At 40.2% G+C, this 15,482-nt stretch carries 12 protein-coding genes; 1 reads left to right on the forward strand and 11 read right to left on the reverse strand.

The window, feature by feature from the left end; translation table 11 throughout:
* Positions 1-7 precede the first annotated feature (7 nt).
* The 3 genes from remA to QFZ28_RS20945 form a co-directional block, all read right to left on the reverse strand.
* Entirely contained in the window at positions 8-271 is a 264-nt protein-coding gene (remA, locus tag QFZ28_RS20935) for an extracellular matrix/biofilm regulator RemA (protein WP_095247706.1), read from the reverse strand.
* 59 nt (positions 272-330) lie between these two features.
* Entirely contained in the window at positions 331-1,206 is an 876-nt protein-coding gene (locus QFZ28_RS20940; protein WP_307196438.1) for a YicC/YloC family endoribonuclease, read from the reverse strand.
* Positions 1,207-1,323: 117 nt separating this feature from the next.
* Positions 1,324-4,002 (reverse strand): calcium-translocating P-type ATPase, SERCA-type, encoded by a 2,679-nt coding sequence (locus tag QFZ28_RS20945; protein ID WP_307196439.1) that lies wholly within the window; start codon positions 4,000-4,002, stop codon positions 1,324-1,326.
* Between the two features lie 190 nt (positions 4,003-4,192).
* Between QFZ28_RS20945 and QFZ28_RS20950 the strand changes: the two genes are divergently transcribed.
* On the forward strand, positions 4,193-5,902 hold the full coding sequence (locus tag QFZ28_RS20950; RefSeq protein ID WP_307196440.1) for an Rqc2 family fibronectin-binding protein: 1,710 nt from the start codon (positions 4,193-4,195) through the stop codon (positions 5,900-5,902).
* Between the two features lie 32 nt (positions 5,903-5,934).
* Here QFZ28_RS20950 and pyrE read toward each other — a convergent pair whose 3' ends face one another.
* From pyrE to QFZ28_RS20990, 8 genes are read right to left on the reverse strand one after another with little or no spacing between them, the layout of a single operon-like run.
* Complete coding sequence (pyrE, locus tag QFZ28_RS20955) at positions 5,935-6,567, reverse strand: orotate phosphoribosyltransferase (RefSeq protein ID WP_307196441.1); 633 nt, start codon at positions 6,565-6,567, stop codon at positions 5,935-5,937.
* Positions 6,564-7,280: an orotidine-5'-phosphate decarboxylase gene (gene pyrF, locus QFZ28_RS20960; protein WP_307196442.1), complete on the reverse strand. Its 717-nt coding sequence runs from the start codon at positions 7,278-7,280 to the stop codon at positions 6,564-6,566. Before pyrF ends, pyrE begins: the two co-directional genes overlap by 4 nt.
* Entirely contained in the window at positions 7,252-8,193 is a 942-nt protein-coding gene (locus QFZ28_RS20965) for a dihydroorotate dehydrogenase (protein ID WP_307196443.1), read from the reverse strand. The genes pyrF and QFZ28_RS20965 overlap by 29 nt, the downstream gene beginning before the upstream one ends.
* Entirely contained in the window at positions 8,190-8,963 is a 774-nt protein-coding gene (locus QFZ28_RS20970; protein WP_307196444.1) for a dihydroorotate dehydrogenase electron transfer subunit, read from the reverse strand. The genes QFZ28_RS20965 and QFZ28_RS20970 overlap by 4 nt, the downstream gene beginning before the upstream one ends.
* The gene (gene carB / locus QFZ28_RS20975; protein WP_307196445.1) at positions 8,960-12,166 is read right to left on the reverse strand and encodes a carbamoyl-phosphate synthase large subunit; all 3,207 of its coding nucleotides are present in this window, start codon (positions 12,164-12,166) and stop codon (positions 8,960-8,962) included. The genes QFZ28_RS20970 and carB overlap by 4 nt, the downstream gene beginning before the upstream one ends.
* Positions 12,145-13,251, reverse strand: a complete 1,107-nt coding sequence (locus QFZ28_RS20980; RefSeq protein WP_307196446.1) for a carbamoyl phosphate synthase small subunit — start codon at positions 13,249-13,251, stop codon at positions 12,145-12,147. Before QFZ28_RS20980 ends, carB begins: the two co-directional genes overlap by 22 nt.
* Positions 13,248-14,537 (reverse strand): dihydroorotase, encoded by a 1,290-nt coding sequence (locus tag QFZ28_RS20985; RefSeq protein WP_307196447.1) that lies wholly within the window; start codon positions 14,535-14,537, stop codon positions 13,248-13,250. Before QFZ28_RS20985 ends, QFZ28_RS20980 begins: the two co-directional genes overlap by 4 nt.
* Positions 14,497-15,441 (reverse strand): aspartate carbamoyltransferase catalytic subunit, encoded by a 945-nt coding sequence (locus QFZ28_RS20990; RefSeq protein ID WP_307196448.1) that lies wholly within the window; start codon positions 15,439-15,441, stop codon positions 14,497-14,499. The genes QFZ28_RS20985 and QFZ28_RS20990 overlap by 41 nt, the downstream gene beginning before the upstream one ends.
* Positions 15,442-15,482: the final 41 nt, after the last annotated feature.

The raw sequence follows: 15,482 nt of genomic DNA on the forward strand, positions 1-15,482 counted from the left end.
TATAATCCTACCCTTCATCAATAATTTCATCACGGTCTGCCAGTCGATGGGCAACCGTTTCAGGCTGTACTGCTGATAAAATAACATGGTCACTATCCATTACAATTACCGCACGTGTACGTCTTCCATATGTAGCGTCAATCAAAGATCCCCGATCACGGGCATCTTGGATAATCCTTTTTATTGGAGCAGATTCAGGGCTTACAATTGAAATTATCCGATTGGCAGATACGATATTTCCAAATCCAATATTAATCAACTTAATCGACATGATTATCATCCAATCATCAATAATATATTTTGGTCGAGTCAACCATTTTCTAAACACTGTTATTCAATATTTTGAACTTGTTCCTTCAGTTTCTCAAGCAAACTTTTTATTTCAACTACTTTTTTAGTAATAGCTGAATCGTTTGCTTTAGAACCAATCGTATTAGTTTCCCTATTCATCTCCTGAACAAGAAAATCAAGTTTTCTACCAATTGGCTCTAACTCAGTTAATGTTTGCCTAAATTGCTGAACGTGGCTATTTAACCTTGTTAACTCCTCGTTAATATCAATTTTATCAGCAAAGATGGCCACTTCGGTTAATACTCGACTTTCATCAAATTGTCCTTGTACTAATTCCTCAATTCTTTTCAATAAACGTTCTTTATAGGCTGAGACAACTAGCGGAGCGTATTCTCTTAGTTCATCTATATTTCTATCTAATTGTAATAAAGAAGTGAGCAAATCCTTACTTAGCTCTTCCCCTTCGGTTACTCGCATTTGCTTACATAGTATAACTGCCTCTTCTGTTGCTTTGATCACTAAATTTTCCAATTCTTCGTTGCCAGCATCATTTTCTTCAATATGTAAAAATTCGTTCCGTGTCAATAAATCCTGAACTAATACTTTTCCTTCAAGATTAAATTTATCACGTGCCTCTTTGATAAATAGGTAGTACTCCTCGAGCAGCTGCCAATCAACCTGAATTTTCCGAGTAACTGCACCTTCCCCTTCTATCATTATATACACTTCAGCTCTACCGCGTCGGAGATGCTGATTTAATTTTTTCTTAATCTTATCTTCTACCTTTAACAGCTGCCTCGGCATCCGAACATTAATTTCACTAAAACGATGGTTGACTGTTTTTACTTCCACAGTTACAGAAAAAGTGGCAGAGGATATTCTGCTTCTCCCAAAGCCCGTCATACTTATAACCATCAAGGACACTCCAATCTTCTGAGCGGTTAACCTGCTATGTAAAGTATATTGTTTCTTTGCGAAAACTAACAAAAGGTAATAGAGTCATCTCTACTACCTTTTGGATTATAACACACTTTATTTTGTTTTTCTTAACAAAAATGTTCCTGCTAGTAAAAAAGTTGGTATCGATGAGAGACCGATAATTAAAATCCAGTCTTTTGCTAAGATTGGTAAGGTATGAAATATTGGTTGGATTGGCGGATAGTATATTACTGCAATCATTAAAGCAAGAGATGAGACAACCGCCCAAACAAGGTATCGGTTTCCAAACGGATTTCTTGATAAAACGGACTTTTCGCTTCTACAATCAAATACATGAATAAGCTGTGCCAATACTAGCGTTGCGAATGCAATCGTTTGTGCATATTGTAGATTTTCAGGATTTTGTTTATAGACAATCATAAAGGCTAATAGGGTTACGATTCCAATGAGAAAACCCCTAGAGACCACTTTCCAGCCTAATCCTCGAGCAAATACACCTTCATTTGGACTACGCGGTTTACGCTTCATTACATCCTCTTCAGGACGGTCTAATCCTAATGCCATTGCCGGAAGGCCATCCGTTACTAAATTGACCCAAAGAATTTGAATCGGAACTAAGGGCAGCGGAAGCGCTAAAATCATAGCAAATAACATCACCAAAATTTCACCAACATTTGAAGCTAGTAAGTATCGAACAAATTTCCTTATATTTTCATAAATATTTCTGCCTTCTTCAATTGCTGACTTGATTGTGGCAAAATTATCATCCAATAGGACAAGTGAAGATGCTTCTTTTGCCACGTCTGTTCCCGTAATCCCCATGGCCACACCAATATCTGCAGCTTTAATGGCTGGTGCGTCATTCACACCATCACCTGTCATTGCAACAATATGACCTCTATTTTGTAAAGCTTTAACAATTTTCAACTTATGCTCTGGTGAAACACGGGCAAATACAGAAACATCATCTACTACTTCTTCAAGCTCCTCAACGGACATGTTTGATAATGCATTGCCATCTAAGACCTTACTCTTTTTAGTTAAGATTCCGAGCTGTGCGGCAATAGCCTTAGCCGTTATCACATGATCACCGGTAATCATTACTGTTTTTATCCCGGCCTCTTTACATTCTTTTACGGCGTCTTTAACTTCTGGTCTAGGCGGGTCAATCATTCCTTGAACACCAATAAAGGTTAATTTACTTTCGGCTTCCTGTTCGCTCAGGATAATGGTATTCGCAGGAATAGGTTTAAAGGCAATCGCAATCGTCCTAAGCGCTTTTGAAGCAAGGCTATTGATTGCCTCTTGGACCTGGCTTTGTACATTCTGTCCTAGATATTGTGTCTTACCATCCCAAAGAATCGATTCACTCTTACCAATAATTACATCCGGTGCCCCTTTTGTTACAATAAAATTCCTGCCTTGCTTATCTTTAACATGCATACTCATCATTTTTCTCGCAGAGTCGAACGGGAATTCCTTTAAGATTGTAAATTCATTTAATAAATTTGTACGATCCAATCCCGCTTTCATAGCACTAACAAGCAAAGCACCCTCTGTTGGGTCTCCGTCAAGAATATAATCTTCATCTTTGATTACTAATTCAGAATGATTGCAGATCATCCCAAAGACAAGCATTTGCTGCAAAGCTTTTTCATCTTTTGGATGTACACGTGTATTATCACGGTAAAAATCACCTTGAGGCTGATAACCTACACCATCGACTGTCCATGTATTACCACCGCTCCATAAATGGGTAACGGTCATTTTGTTTTGCGTCATCGTTCCCGTTTTATCAGAACAAATAACCGATGCACAGCCAAGTGTTTCTACTGCCGGCAGCTTTCTGACAATCGCATTTTTCTTAATCATTTTTTGTACTCCAAGAGACAAAGCAACTGTTACAATTGCCGGTAATCCCTCAGGAATTGCGGCAACTGCAAGAGATACACCCGCTAAGAACATCGTATAAAGTTCGTGTCCCTGTAAAACCCCAATCGCAACCACAAGCACGGTTAACAATAAAGCTACTGTTATCAAAATTTTACCCAGCTGCTCTAAGCGTCTCTGTAGGGGAGTTTCCTGCGATTCTGCATTTTGGAGTAAATCGGCAATTTGCCCCATCGCTGTTTTCATCCCTGTAGCGATAACGACTCCTACACCACTTCCCCTAGTAATCATCGTGCCCATGAAGGCGATGTTCTCCATGTCACCAATCCCAGGGTTGATTGTCTTTAATGGATCTATATGCTTAGATACCGGCACGGACTCTCCAGTCAGTGCGGACTCTTCGATTTCTAAACTTCTAGATTCAATAATCCGTACATCGGCACCTATTCTATCTCCACTTGAAAATTTAATGATATCTCCGGGGACAATTTCTTTAGAAGGGATTTTCACCCATTGTCCTTCCCGCAATACCGAAACCTGTGGAGCGGATAATTCCTTTAGTGCCTGCAAAGATTTCTCAGCTCTTCTTTCTTGATAGAAGCCAAGGATACCGTTAATAATGACGATAGCAATAATCGCTACTGCATCAATATATTCGCCAAGCAATCCTGATAACAGCGTGGCTGCGAGCAGTACCAACACCATAAAATCTTTAAACTGACTAAAAAATAAGAGCAAAGCAGATTGCTTTTCCCCTTCTTGCAACTCATTAAGCCCATGTTGAGCTATTCGTTTCTTTACTGCTTCTGGTGATAACCCAGAAGAAAAGTCGGTATCTAAGACCTTTTCTACTTGATTTATCTCCATCTCATGGAATTTCATCCGACCATCTCACTTCCCCCTAGTTTTCTTAGACATTACTCTAAAGAAAGCTTATTCAGCCTCGTCCCAAAAAATGCTATGATAATTTAGACGAGTTATGAGAACTGCATGAACTAGTTAAAATAAGACATACTCATACTTTGTAAGCTATACTTAAGAATAAAAATGTTTGAAGTAAAGGATGTTTTCCATGTCATTTGATGGTTTATTTACAAAAGCAATGGTTGATGAACTCTCGCGCACTTTAAAGGGCGGCAGAATTAACAAGGTGCACCAGCCTTATAAAAATGAAGTCATTCTAACAATCCGTGCGAATGGAGTGAATCAAAAATTATTATTTTCAGCACACCCCAGTTATGCGCGTGTACAGCTCACGAATGAAGGATACGAAAATCCCAGCGAACCGCCAATGTTCTGTATGCTGCTAAGAAAGCATATAGAGGGTTATATATTAGAGGATGTATACCAAGTAGAAAATGATCGGATGATTATTTTTGAAATCAAAGGCCGGAATGAAATCGGTGATGTTAGCTACAAACAGGTAATCATTGAAATCATGGGCAGACACAGTAATATTGTACTGGTTGATAAAACTAGGAATATCATTCTCGATAGCGTTAAGCACGTGTCGTTTGCGGTAAACAGTCACAGAGCGATATTGCCAGGGCAGACATACATTTACCCGCCAGAACAAAACAAACAAAACCCTTTTTCTGTTGGTACTGATGATATCTTGAGAAAGATTGATTTTAATAGCGGTAAGCTTGATAAGCAAATTGTTGAGCATTTTGCTGGAACTTCACCACTGTTTGCAAAAGAAGTAATTTTCCAAAGCGGCATTGCCAACCGGGCAACTTTACCGACTGCATTCCTTCAATTGATACAAAGAATTAAGAGCGGAGAGCTTGTTCCGTCTATAATGTCAACAGATAATAAGGAAGTGTTCTACCTCTTTCCACTTGAACATATTAAAGGGGAAGTAAAGAGCTTTTCCACCTTAAGTGAAATGCTTGACCGCTTTTATTTTGGAAAGGCTGAACGTGACAGGGTTAAGCAGCAAGGAAATGATATTGAGCGGTTAATCATCAATGAAAAAGAAAAGAATGAGAAAAAAATTGAAAAGTTAGAGAGCACATTAAGAGAGGCTGAAAAAGCAGACCAGCTCCAACGTTTTGGGGAATTGTTAACAGCAAATCTTTATGTTGCAAAAAAAGGGATGAAAGAAATCGAAGTAATGGATTATTATGATGAAATGGGCGGCACAGTTGTCATACCATTGGATCCACGGAAAACGCCATCAGAAAATGCGCAAAAGTATTTTTCTAAATACCAGAAGGCGAAAAACTCTGTATCCATTGTTATCGAACAAATTGAAAAAGCACGTGAGGAAGTTCTTTATTTTGAGAATTTACTTCAGCAGGTGCAGACAGCCTCCCCTAAGGACATTCAGGAAATTCGCGAAGAACTGGTGGAAGGTGGATATATCCGCGACCGTCAAAAACGAAATGCGAAAAAGATATCTAATGCTAAACCTATATTAGACCATTACCTTTCATCTGATGGCACTGAAATGATCGTTGGTAAAAATAATAAGCAAAATGATTATTTGACTAATAAACTTGCTGCAAGAGATGAGATTTGGCTTCATACCAAAGATATTCCTGGTTCACATGTGGTCATTCGTAGTAAAGAACCATCCGAAGCAACCATCTATGAAGCAGCAAAATTGGCTGCATATTTTAGCAAAGCTCGAAGCTCCAGTTCCGTACCTGTAGATTATACAAAGGTGCGGTATGTTAAAAAACCAAGCGGTGCAAAGCCCGGCTTTGTTATTTATGATAATCAACAGACAGTATATGTTACCCCTGAAGAAGAATTAGTTCTTAAACTTAAGAAATAATAAATTTGCCCCGGATATCCGGGGCGAATGTTTTATTCAAATTTTTTGCTCCATTCTGCTGGGGCATCACTCCATGACAGTAAACTTTCTTGATCATTTTTGCTGATGTAGCCCTTTTCAATGGCAACCTCAACTAGATTTGTAAAATCCGTAAGTGATTCACTTTGAATGTCTTCTTGTTTAAATGCTTCCTTCCCCTTTTCCAGTCCATATGTAAAAATAGAAACGACTCCAAGGACTTCACATCCGGCATCTCTTAGTGCTTGAACTGCGGTAATGACACTGCCGCCAGTAGAAATTAAATCCTCAACGACGACTACCTTTTGACCCTTTTCCACATTGCCTTCGATTTGATTCCCTTTGCCATGACCTTTTGCACTCGAACGTACATAACACATTGGTAAGTTTAATAAATCACTAACCCAAGCAGCATGTGGAATCCCCGCGGTTGCAGTACCAGCAATGACCTCTGCTGCTGGGTATTTCTCAAGAATAATCGATTGCAGACCTTTTGCAATTTCTTTCCTTACTTCTGGATAAGAAAGAGTTAGACGGTTGTCACAATAGATAGGCGAACGTAATCCTGAAGTCCATGTAAATGGTTCGTTCGGTTTCAAAGCAACCGCGTTGATGGTTAATAATTTTTCTGCTATTAATTTTTTCATAGTTGAACTCTCCTCCATGCATTTACCCATTTCTCGTAGCTGGTTACTGGATCTTTTGATCTCGTGATGGAACGACCTACTACAATCGCCGACACACCAGCTTCCCTTGCAAATTCAGGAGTGGCGATTCGTTTCTGGTCTCCCGTATTATCTTCTTCCATACGTATACCTGGTGTAACCGTGTAAAAACTGTCACCCAATTTTTCACGAATCGGTAATGCCTCCCACGCTGAGCAAACGACTCCATCTAAACCAGCTTCTTTTGCGAGTGATGCATAATGGAGAACAGATGTTTCAAGTGGAACAGAAATCAGCTGTTCTTTATTCATTTGTTCTTCTGATGTACTCGTAAGCTGGGTAACTGCAATACAGGCTGGACGTTTATGTCCTGCAGCAGTCCCAGCCTCCAGACCTTCTATTGCAGCAGTCATCATTTCTTTTCCGCCTGCAGCATGTACATTGACAAGGTCACATTCCAGTCTTGCAAGACCCCTCATTGCACTCTTAACTGTATTCGGAATATCATGAAGTTTTAAATCGAGAAAAATTTGATGACCATTATCTTTTAAATAATGAACAATACCAGGACCTTCTTGATAAAATAGCTCCATCCCCACTTTTACAAAGAGCTGCTTCCCATTAAAAGGCTGTAAAAATTGCTCTACCTCGTTACGATTTGCAAAATCAAGCGCGATGATTAGCGAGTTGTCCATGCTCCTGCCAGCTCCTTCCCCTGCATTCACTGATGTGTTCATAGCCTAATTGGTCTAACAACGAAGGTAATTCATCAATAATGGCTGGACACACAAACGGGTCCACAAAATTAGCTGTACCAACGGCAACGGCACTTGCGCCGGCATAGAAGAATTCAATTACATCTTCAGCAGACTCAATACCGCCCATCCCAATGATAGGAATATTTACTGCCTGACTCACTTCATAAATCATCCTTAGTGCGACAGGTTTAATTGCAGGACCTGATAGACCACCAGTACGATTAGCTAAGATTGGTTTACCTGTCTTAAGATCCAATCTCATACCAACAAGTGTGTTGATCATCGTTAAGCCATCCGCTCCGCCAGCTTCTACTGCTTTGGCCATTTCCACAATATTGGTTACGTTCGGTGACAGCTTTACATAGACTGGAACTTCGGAGACTTCTTTTACTTTCCGAGTTAACTGCTTTGCTACCTCCGGAATCGTACCAAAAGCGATTCCCCCTGTCTTTACATTCGGGCAGGAAATATTCAATTCTAATGCATGAACATTGGGCACCTTAGAGATTTGAGCCGCAACTTCGATGTAGTCTTCTTCGATCGAACCTGCAACGTTGGCAATAATCGGGACATCATACTGTGATAACCATGGAAGTTCATTGCTTACTACTTTATCTAAACCGGGATTTTGCAGACCGATTGCGTTAAGCATTCCTGATGATGTTTCCGCAACTCTTGGTGTTAGATTACCAAACCGAGGTTCCACTGTCGTGGCTTTAATCATAATTGCACCAAGTTTACTTAAGTCATAGAATTGGCTATATTCTCTTCCAAATCCAAAGCAGCCGGAAGCAGGCATGATAGGATTTTTTAAGTTTAACCCAGGTAACTCTATGTTCAATCTGCTCATATTAATACCTCCCCGGCACGGAAAACTGGACCATCACTGCAAACTTTTTTATAGGAAACATCTTCTAGCTCATTGCTTGTTTTGCATACACAAGCAAAGCATGCTCCTACCCCGCAGCCCATTCTCTCTTCTAACGATAGAAACACTTTCTTATGTGAATACTGTTTTTCAATAGCTTTCAACATGGGAGTAGGGCCGCATGTATATAAACAATCAAATTCTAACTCTTTGATAATATCCGTAACAAAACCTTTTTTCCCGTAAGAACCGTCCACTGTTGCAATATAAGTGTTTCCATATTCTAAAAACTCTTTTTCATAAAAAACAGCAGATTCTGTCTGGAAACCAAGGACGTGGATAACCTTTACTCCTTTTGAGGTCAACTGCTTAGAAAGTTCATATAACGGCGGCACACCAATCCCGCCGCCAACAAGTAATGCAGTTTCCTCTGGTTTGACTTCATTGACGGGAAAACCATTGCCTAAGGGACCGAGAATATCTAGCAGCATTCCCGGGCCCTTTTCAGCAAGCAGTGTAGTCCCTTTTCCTTCCTTGCGATAAATCATGGTAAATTGTGAGTTACGCTTATCAACAGATGAAATACTAATGGGTCTTCGCAAAAGTGGGTCTAGTCCCTTACCAACCTTAATATGCACAAACTGGCCAGGTGCGTTGATTTCATTTACGAAATCTGCTGAAACCGTTAGTTGAAAAATATCATTAGCGATTTCCTCTTGGGAGATGATTTTGCATAATTCCTTTTTTATCAAGCAAAAACAACCTCCTTTTCCTCGACTGCCATGGCTTCTGCTGAAAAATTCATTGATTCGATTACTTTAAGTATGGCGTCAGCTGTATCCAATGATGTTAAGCATGGAACTCCATTTTCAACTGCCTCACGGCGGATTCTAAAGCCATCACGTTCAGGCTGTTTTCCTTTTGTAAGTGTGTTGACAATGAACTGGGCTTCGCCATTATGAATAACGTCCAGCACCGTTTTGCCTTCTGAGCCGATTTTTTCAATTACCTTAACCGGCAGACCAGCAGCCTGAAGAACCGAAGCTGTACCACTTGTTGCCATGATACGGTAGCCGTTTGCAGCAAATCGTTTTGCAAGCTTTGATGATTCTTGTTTATCCTTATCTGCGACGGTGAATAATACAGTACCGAATTTCTGAATATTCATACCTGAGGCAATTAGTCCTTTATAAAGTGCCTTTTCAAGGGTACTATCTTTTCCCATTACTTCCCCTGTTGATTTCATTTCAGGTCCGAGAGTGATATCAACACTTCTCAATTTTGCAAAGGAGAACACTGGAACTTTTACATAAACTCCATTCTTCTCAGGGACGATTCCAGGTGAGTAGCCTTGTTCTACAATTGAAACACCTAAGATTGCCTTTGTTGCAATTTTAGCCATTGGAACATTTGTGATTTTGCTTAAGAATGGAACAGTACGGCTTGAACGCGGATTGACTTCAAGAACATATACTTGATCCTTTGAAATTACATATTGAATGTTCAACAGTCCAACAATGTTTAGACCTTTCGCCATTTTTTCGGTGTATTCAACCAGCGTTTGTTTGATTCTATCTGAAAGTGTCTGTGGCGGGTAAACCGCAATCGAATCCCCGGAATGGACCCCTGCACGTTCAATATGCTCCATAATTCCAGGTATCAAGACATTTTCACCGTCACAGATGGCATCCACTTCAATTTCTTTTCCTGTTAAGTAGCGGTCAATTAAAACTGGATGTTCTGGATTGATTTTAACCGCATTTTCCATATAATGGAGCAGTTCTTCTTGGCGATAGACAATCTCCATTGCTCTGCCGCCTAGTACATATGAAGGGCGCACAAGAACTGGGTAGCCTATTTCATTTGCAATTTCAACCGCTTCAGAAACGGATAATGCAGTTTTTCCAAGCGGCATTGGAATATCGAGCTGAACAAGAGCTTGTTCGAATTTATCCCTGTTCTCTGCACGATCCAAATCCTCTAGGCTTGTTCCGAGAATTTTTACCCCATTTTCCTCTAGTTTAGCAGCAAGGTTAATCGCTGTCTGCCCGCCAAATTGTACGACGACACCTAGAGGATTTTCTAAATCAATAATACTCATTACATCCTCAATCGTTAGTGGTTCAAAGTAAAGCTTATCCGAGATACTGAAATCAGTCGAAACCGTTTCTGGATTATTATTTATAATAATCGCTTCATAACCTGCCTCTTTTATCGCTTTAACAGAGTGAACTGTTGCGTAATCAAACTCAATACCTTGACCGATACGGATTGGACCAGACCCAAGAACAATGACACTTTGTCTGTCGGTTACAATCGATTCATTTTCCTCTTCGTATGTTCCATAATAGTAAGGAGTTTCTGACTCAAATTCAGCTGCGCAGGTATCTACCATTTTATATACTGGAATCATACCCAAATCTTTACGTAGATTGTATATATCCTGTTCCTTTCGATTCCAAAGCTGGGCGATCGTTTTATCAGAGAAGCCTTTTTGCTTCGCTTCCTTAAGGATATCCATATCCATTTGGTTTGATGCAAGTTTTGTTTCTAAATCAATAATTCCCTGGAACTTATTTAGGAAAAACAAGTCAATCTGGCTCCATTGATGGATGGTTTCTACCGTGATCCCTCGCTTAAGTGCTTCAGCGATGTAAAAGAGTCTCTCATCTCCGGCTTTGCAAATTCGTTTTTCTAATAATTCATCACTGATTTCTTCTGCTCCATTTAATTCGAAATGGTAGACACCAGCTTCTAAGGAGCGGATTGCTTTTAATAAAGATTCCTCAAATGTACGTCCAATCGCCATAACTTCGCCAGTAGCTTTCATTTGCGTTCCAAGTGAACGGTTGCCTGATTCAAATTTATCAAATGGCCATCTCGGAATTTTTGTAACGATATAGTCTAGAGCCGGTTCAAAGCTTGCATATGTTTTTCCTGTTACAGGATTAAGCATTTCATCTAACGTTAAACCTATTGCAATTTTTGCTGCAAGTTTAGCAATCGGATAACCTGTTGCTTTTGAAGCAAGTGCCGACGAACGGCTTACCCTTGGATTTACTTCGATAATATAGTAATTAAAGCTATATGGGTCTAAAGCCAACTGAACATTACAGCCGCCTTCAATTCCTAATGCACGAATGATCTTAAGAGAAACATTCCTTAATAGTTGATACTCTCTGTCGCTTAATGTTTGACTCGGAGCCACAACAATCGAGTCGCCTGTGTGTACGCCGACAGGATCAATGTTTTCCATATTACATACGACAATGGCGTTGTCATTTCCATCACGCATTACTTCGTACTCAATTTCTTTATACCCGGCAATGCTTTTCTCAAGTAAACATTGAGTTACAGGACTATGCTTTAAACCACTCGTAACGATTTCATCCAGCTCTTCTGAATTATGGCAAATTCCGCCTCCAGTACCGCCGAGCGTATAAGCAGGACGAACAATGACAGGAAATCCGATTTTTTCAACAAATGCATGGGCTTCAGCTAATTCATGGATGATTTCACTATCCGGCACAGGTTCCCCAAGTTCATTCATTAGAGTACGGAATAAATCACGGTCCTCTGCTTGTTTGATCGCTGATAACTTCGTTCCTAAGATCTCAACTTCACACTCTTCCAAGACTCCTGATTTTGATAACTCAACAGCTAGATTCAGACCGGTTTGACCGCCAAGAGTTGCCAAAAGTGCGTCTGGACGTTCTTTGCGAATGATTCTGCTTACAAATTCCTCTGTTAATGGTTCAATATAAACAGCGTCAGCAATTTCTGTATCTGTCATAATGGTCGCCGGATTCGAGTTTACAAGAATAACACGATACCCTTCTTCTTTAAGAGCAATACAAGCCTGAGTGCCTGCGTAATCAAATTCTGCTGCCTGGCCGATGACAATTGGTCCTGAACCAATTACTAAAATGGAGTTTATATCAGTACGTTTTGGCATGTTGTAGAAACCTCCTGTTTTTGATCTTCAATCATCGCAAGAAACTGATCGAATAAATGGTTTGCATCTTCAGGTCCCGGTGACGCTTCTGGGTGGTATTGAACGGTAAAGGCAGGATAATCTAAATGCTTTAAACCCTCGATTGTTCCATCATTTAGGGCGATATGAGTAACTGCCAGTCTTGTATCCTGTAATGACTTTTCTTCAACGGTAAAACCATGGTTTTGTGCTGTAATTGCGATTTTCCCTGTTGCTAAATCCTTTACTGGATGGTTAGAACCACGGTGACCGAATTTCATTTTATCTGTATTACCACCACATGCTAATGCGAATAATTGGTGTCCAAGACAGATTCCAAATATCGGTACTAATCCTAGTAACTGCTTAATCATATGAATCGCTTCTGGGACATCCTTGGGATCCCCAGGTCCGTTGGAAAGCATAATTCCGTCTGGTCGTAACTGCAGGATTTCATCCGCTGTTGTATGGTATGGAACCACAACCACATCACAATTACGTTTATTTAATTCTCGTAGTATGCCATGTTTCATCCCGAAATCCACAAGCACAATTCTTTTTCCTCTACCCGGACTTGGATAAGAATTTTTTGTAGACACCCTTCTCACTTGGTCAATCGGGAGTTTCGTCTGTCTTAGTTTACTAATTACTTCATTTGGATCACTTTCAATCGAGCAAATAGCTCCTTTTAATGTTCCATATTGACGAATAATTCTTGTTAATTTACGTGTATCAATCCCTGCAATTCCAGGAATATTTTTCATTTTAAAGTACTCATCCATTGTAAATTCACTTCTCCAATTGGAAGGGAACTCCGCAGCTTCCTTCACAATAAAGCCTTTTACGGCAGGGTTGATGGTTTCAAAATCGTCCCGGTTGATTCCATAGTTTCCAATCAGCGGGTACGTCAGCATAACAATTTGCCCGCAATAAGATGGGTCTGAAAGTATTTCTTGATAGCCTGTCATTCCTGTATTAAAGACGACTTCTCCGATTGTATCCATATGACTTCCGAAACCATCGCCAATAAAAATCGTTCCATCTTCTAAAATAAGCTGTGCTTTCATACTGTTCCACGTCCTTTTTCCCAAACTACTTGCCCGTTAAAAATCGTCATTTCTGGCCAGCCCTTACAGTTCCAGCCGCTAAATGGAGTGTTTTTCCCTTTAGAGAGAAATTCTTGTGGGTCAATCTCTCTTTCTTCATCAAGATTCAATAATACGATGTCTGCAGGTGCACCTACTTCAATCGTTCCAAATGGTAGAGAAAATGTTTCTGCTGGTTTTCTTGTCATAAAACCAATTAACTGCTCAAGACTCATAATGTTATTTAAGACAAAATGTGTATAAAGCAGGGGAAATGCTGTTTCAAGCCCAACTATTCCAAAAGGAGCAAGCTCAATTCCTTCATTTTTTTCTTCGTTTGTATGTGGCGCATGATCGGTTGCAATAAAATCGATTGTTCCGTCCAATAATCCTTCAAGCAGCGCCTCTCTGTCAGCTTTATCGCGAAGCGGCGGGTTCATTTTAAAATTAGGGTCAAGATTATCTGGGATATCATCTTGAGTTAATAATAAATGGTGCGGTGTGACCTCCGCGGTGACTTTAATCCCTGCTTTTTTTGCATCCCTAATTACACGAACGGATTCCTTTGTACTGACATGGCAAACGTGATAATGGCACCCTGCAGCTTCAGCAAGCAGAACATCCCTTGCAATCTGGACAGACTCACAAACGGATGGAATTCCGTTTAATCCATGTTTTTTAGAAAAAGAACCCTCATGGACACAGCCTTTATTTATTAATGTATTTTCTTCACAATGGGCAACAATCGCCATGTTAACTGCGGCCGCCTTTTGCATTGCCTTTAACATCATATCTGCTGATTGAACGCCGACACCATCATCCGTAAATGCGAAGGCTCCAGCATTTTTTAGCCCCTCAAAATCCGTTAAATCCCTTCCAAGCTGTCTGACCGTGATCGAAGCATAAGGCAAAACACGGACACTTGCTGTTTCTTGAATTCTGTTTTGTACCCATTCCATTTGTTCCACTGAATCTGGTACCGGTCTTGTATTCGGCATTGCAGCAAGTGTTGTATAACCACCTCTTGCTGCTGAACGTGTACCCGTTGCAATCGTTTCTTTCTTCTCGCCTCCTGGCTCACGGAGATGGACGTGTAAATCAATAAATCCTGGAGAAACCAGCAATCCTTCTGCATTAATTTTTCGGTCCGCTGCTGCTTCTATTCTTTGATTAATCTTCACAATTTTCCCATCTTCTATTAGCATATCGGCCTGTTCTTTAACGCCGTTAAATGCTATGTAACTGGCGTTCTGAATAAGTAGTTTCATTTCCATACACTCCTTTTAAACTTTCTAGTGACCTCTTTAATACAGCCATTCTTACAAATACACCATTCTCCATCTGTTTGAAGATTCTTGAACGTTTGCATTCTACTAAGCTATCCGATATCTCAACATTTCGATTTACTGGTGCTGGGTGCATAATGATACTATCAGGCTTCATCATCTTCTCTCTTTCTAACGTGAGCCCAAACTGACTATGGTAATCCGCTGCTGTGTAGCTGCCCTTCTTTTGGTGCCGTTCATGCTGAACGCGCAGGAGCATGACCACATCAGCCTCTACAATTGCCTCATCGATTGGTCTAAATCTTGCAGCACTTAGACTATGATGATCAAACCATTCGATTGGTCCTGAGAAAATTACTTCAGCTCCTAATCTTGTCAAAGTGTCAGCATTGGATCGTGCTACTCGGCTGTGCCTGATATCACCAATAATCGCTATTTTTAATCCAGTAAAAGTGCCAAACTCCTGATAGATAGTTAATAGATCTAAAAGGGATTGTGTAGGATGATGGCCACAGCCATCGCCTCCATTAATAATCGGGATATTTATTTTTCCAACGAGTTCATCAAAGTAACGGTCCTGTCCATGGCGAATAACAACTGTATTTACACCAATCGATTCCAGTGTTTTTACCGTATCGTACAATGTTTCTCCCTTTTGAACACTAGAGGTTTGAACTTCAAAGGGAATGACCTTTAGACCTAACCTTCTCTCTGCCACTTCAAAACTTGATTTGGTTCTTGTACTAGCCTCAAAGAATAAGTTAGCAGAAAACATTTGTACTTCTGGACTCCACTTCATTCCATCAGCAAAATGCTGCGCCTCTGTTAAAATTTGATAGATTTCTTCGACTTTAAGCTCGTTTGTGGTCAGCAAGTGATTTAACATGCTATTCCCCCATCCCTAAATTTAGTAAAAAAGACCCTGAC

Origin of the sequence: Neobacillus niacini, from assembly GCF_030817695.1 — a bacterium.
Classification (GTDB): Bacteria; Bacillota; Bacilli; order Bacillales; family Cytobacillaceae; genus Neobacillus; species Neobacillus niacini_F.

What these genes read in the sequence shown, in the direction of transcription:
- remA (WP_095247706.1), bottom strand. Translation starts at nt 271, where the DNA reads ATGTCGATTAAGTTGATTAATATTGGATTTGGAAATATCGTATCTGCC.
- QFZ28_RS20940 (WP_307196438.1), bottom strand. Translation starts at nt 1,206, where the DNA reads ATGGTTATAAGTATGACGGGCTTTGGGAGAAGCAGAATATCCTCTGCC.
- QFZ28_RS20945 (WP_307196439.1), bottom strand. Translation starts at nt 4,002, where the DNA reads ATGAAATTCCATGAGATGGAGATAAATCAAGTAGAAAAGGTCTTAGAT.
- QFZ28_RS20950 (WP_307196440.1), top strand. Translation starts at nt 4,193, where the DNA reads ATGTCATTTGATGGTTTATTTACAAAAGCAATGGTTGATGAACTCTCG.
- pyrE (WP_307196441.1), bottom strand. Translation starts at nt 6,567, where the DNA reads ATGAAAAAATTAATAGCAGAAAAATTATTAACCATCAACGCGGTTGCT.
- pyrF (WP_307196442.1), bottom strand. Translation starts at nt 7,280, where the DNA reads ATGGACAACTCGCTAATCATCGCGCTTGATTTTGCAAATCGTAACGAG.
- QFZ28_RS20965 (WP_307196443.1), bottom strand. Translation starts at nt 8,193, where the DNA reads ATGAGCAGATTGAACATAGAGTTACCTGGGTTAAACTTAAAAAATCCT.
- carB (WP_307196445.1), bottom strand. Translation starts at nt 12,166, where the DNA reads ATGCCAAAACGTACTGATATAAACTCCATTTTAGTAATTGGTTCAGGA.
- QFZ28_RS20980 (WP_307196446.1), bottom strand. Translation starts at nt 13,251, where the DNA reads ATGAAAGCACAGCTTATTTTAGAAGATGGAACGATTTTTATTGGCGAT.
- QFZ28_RS20985 (WP_307196447.1), bottom strand. Translation starts at nt 14,537, where the DNA reads ATGAAACTACTTATTCAGAACGCCAGTTACATAGCATTTAACGGCGTT.
- QFZ28_RS20990 (WP_307196448.1), bottom strand. Translation starts at nt 15,441, where the DNA reads ATGTTAAATCACTTGCTGACCACAAACGAGCTTAAAGTCGAAGAAATC.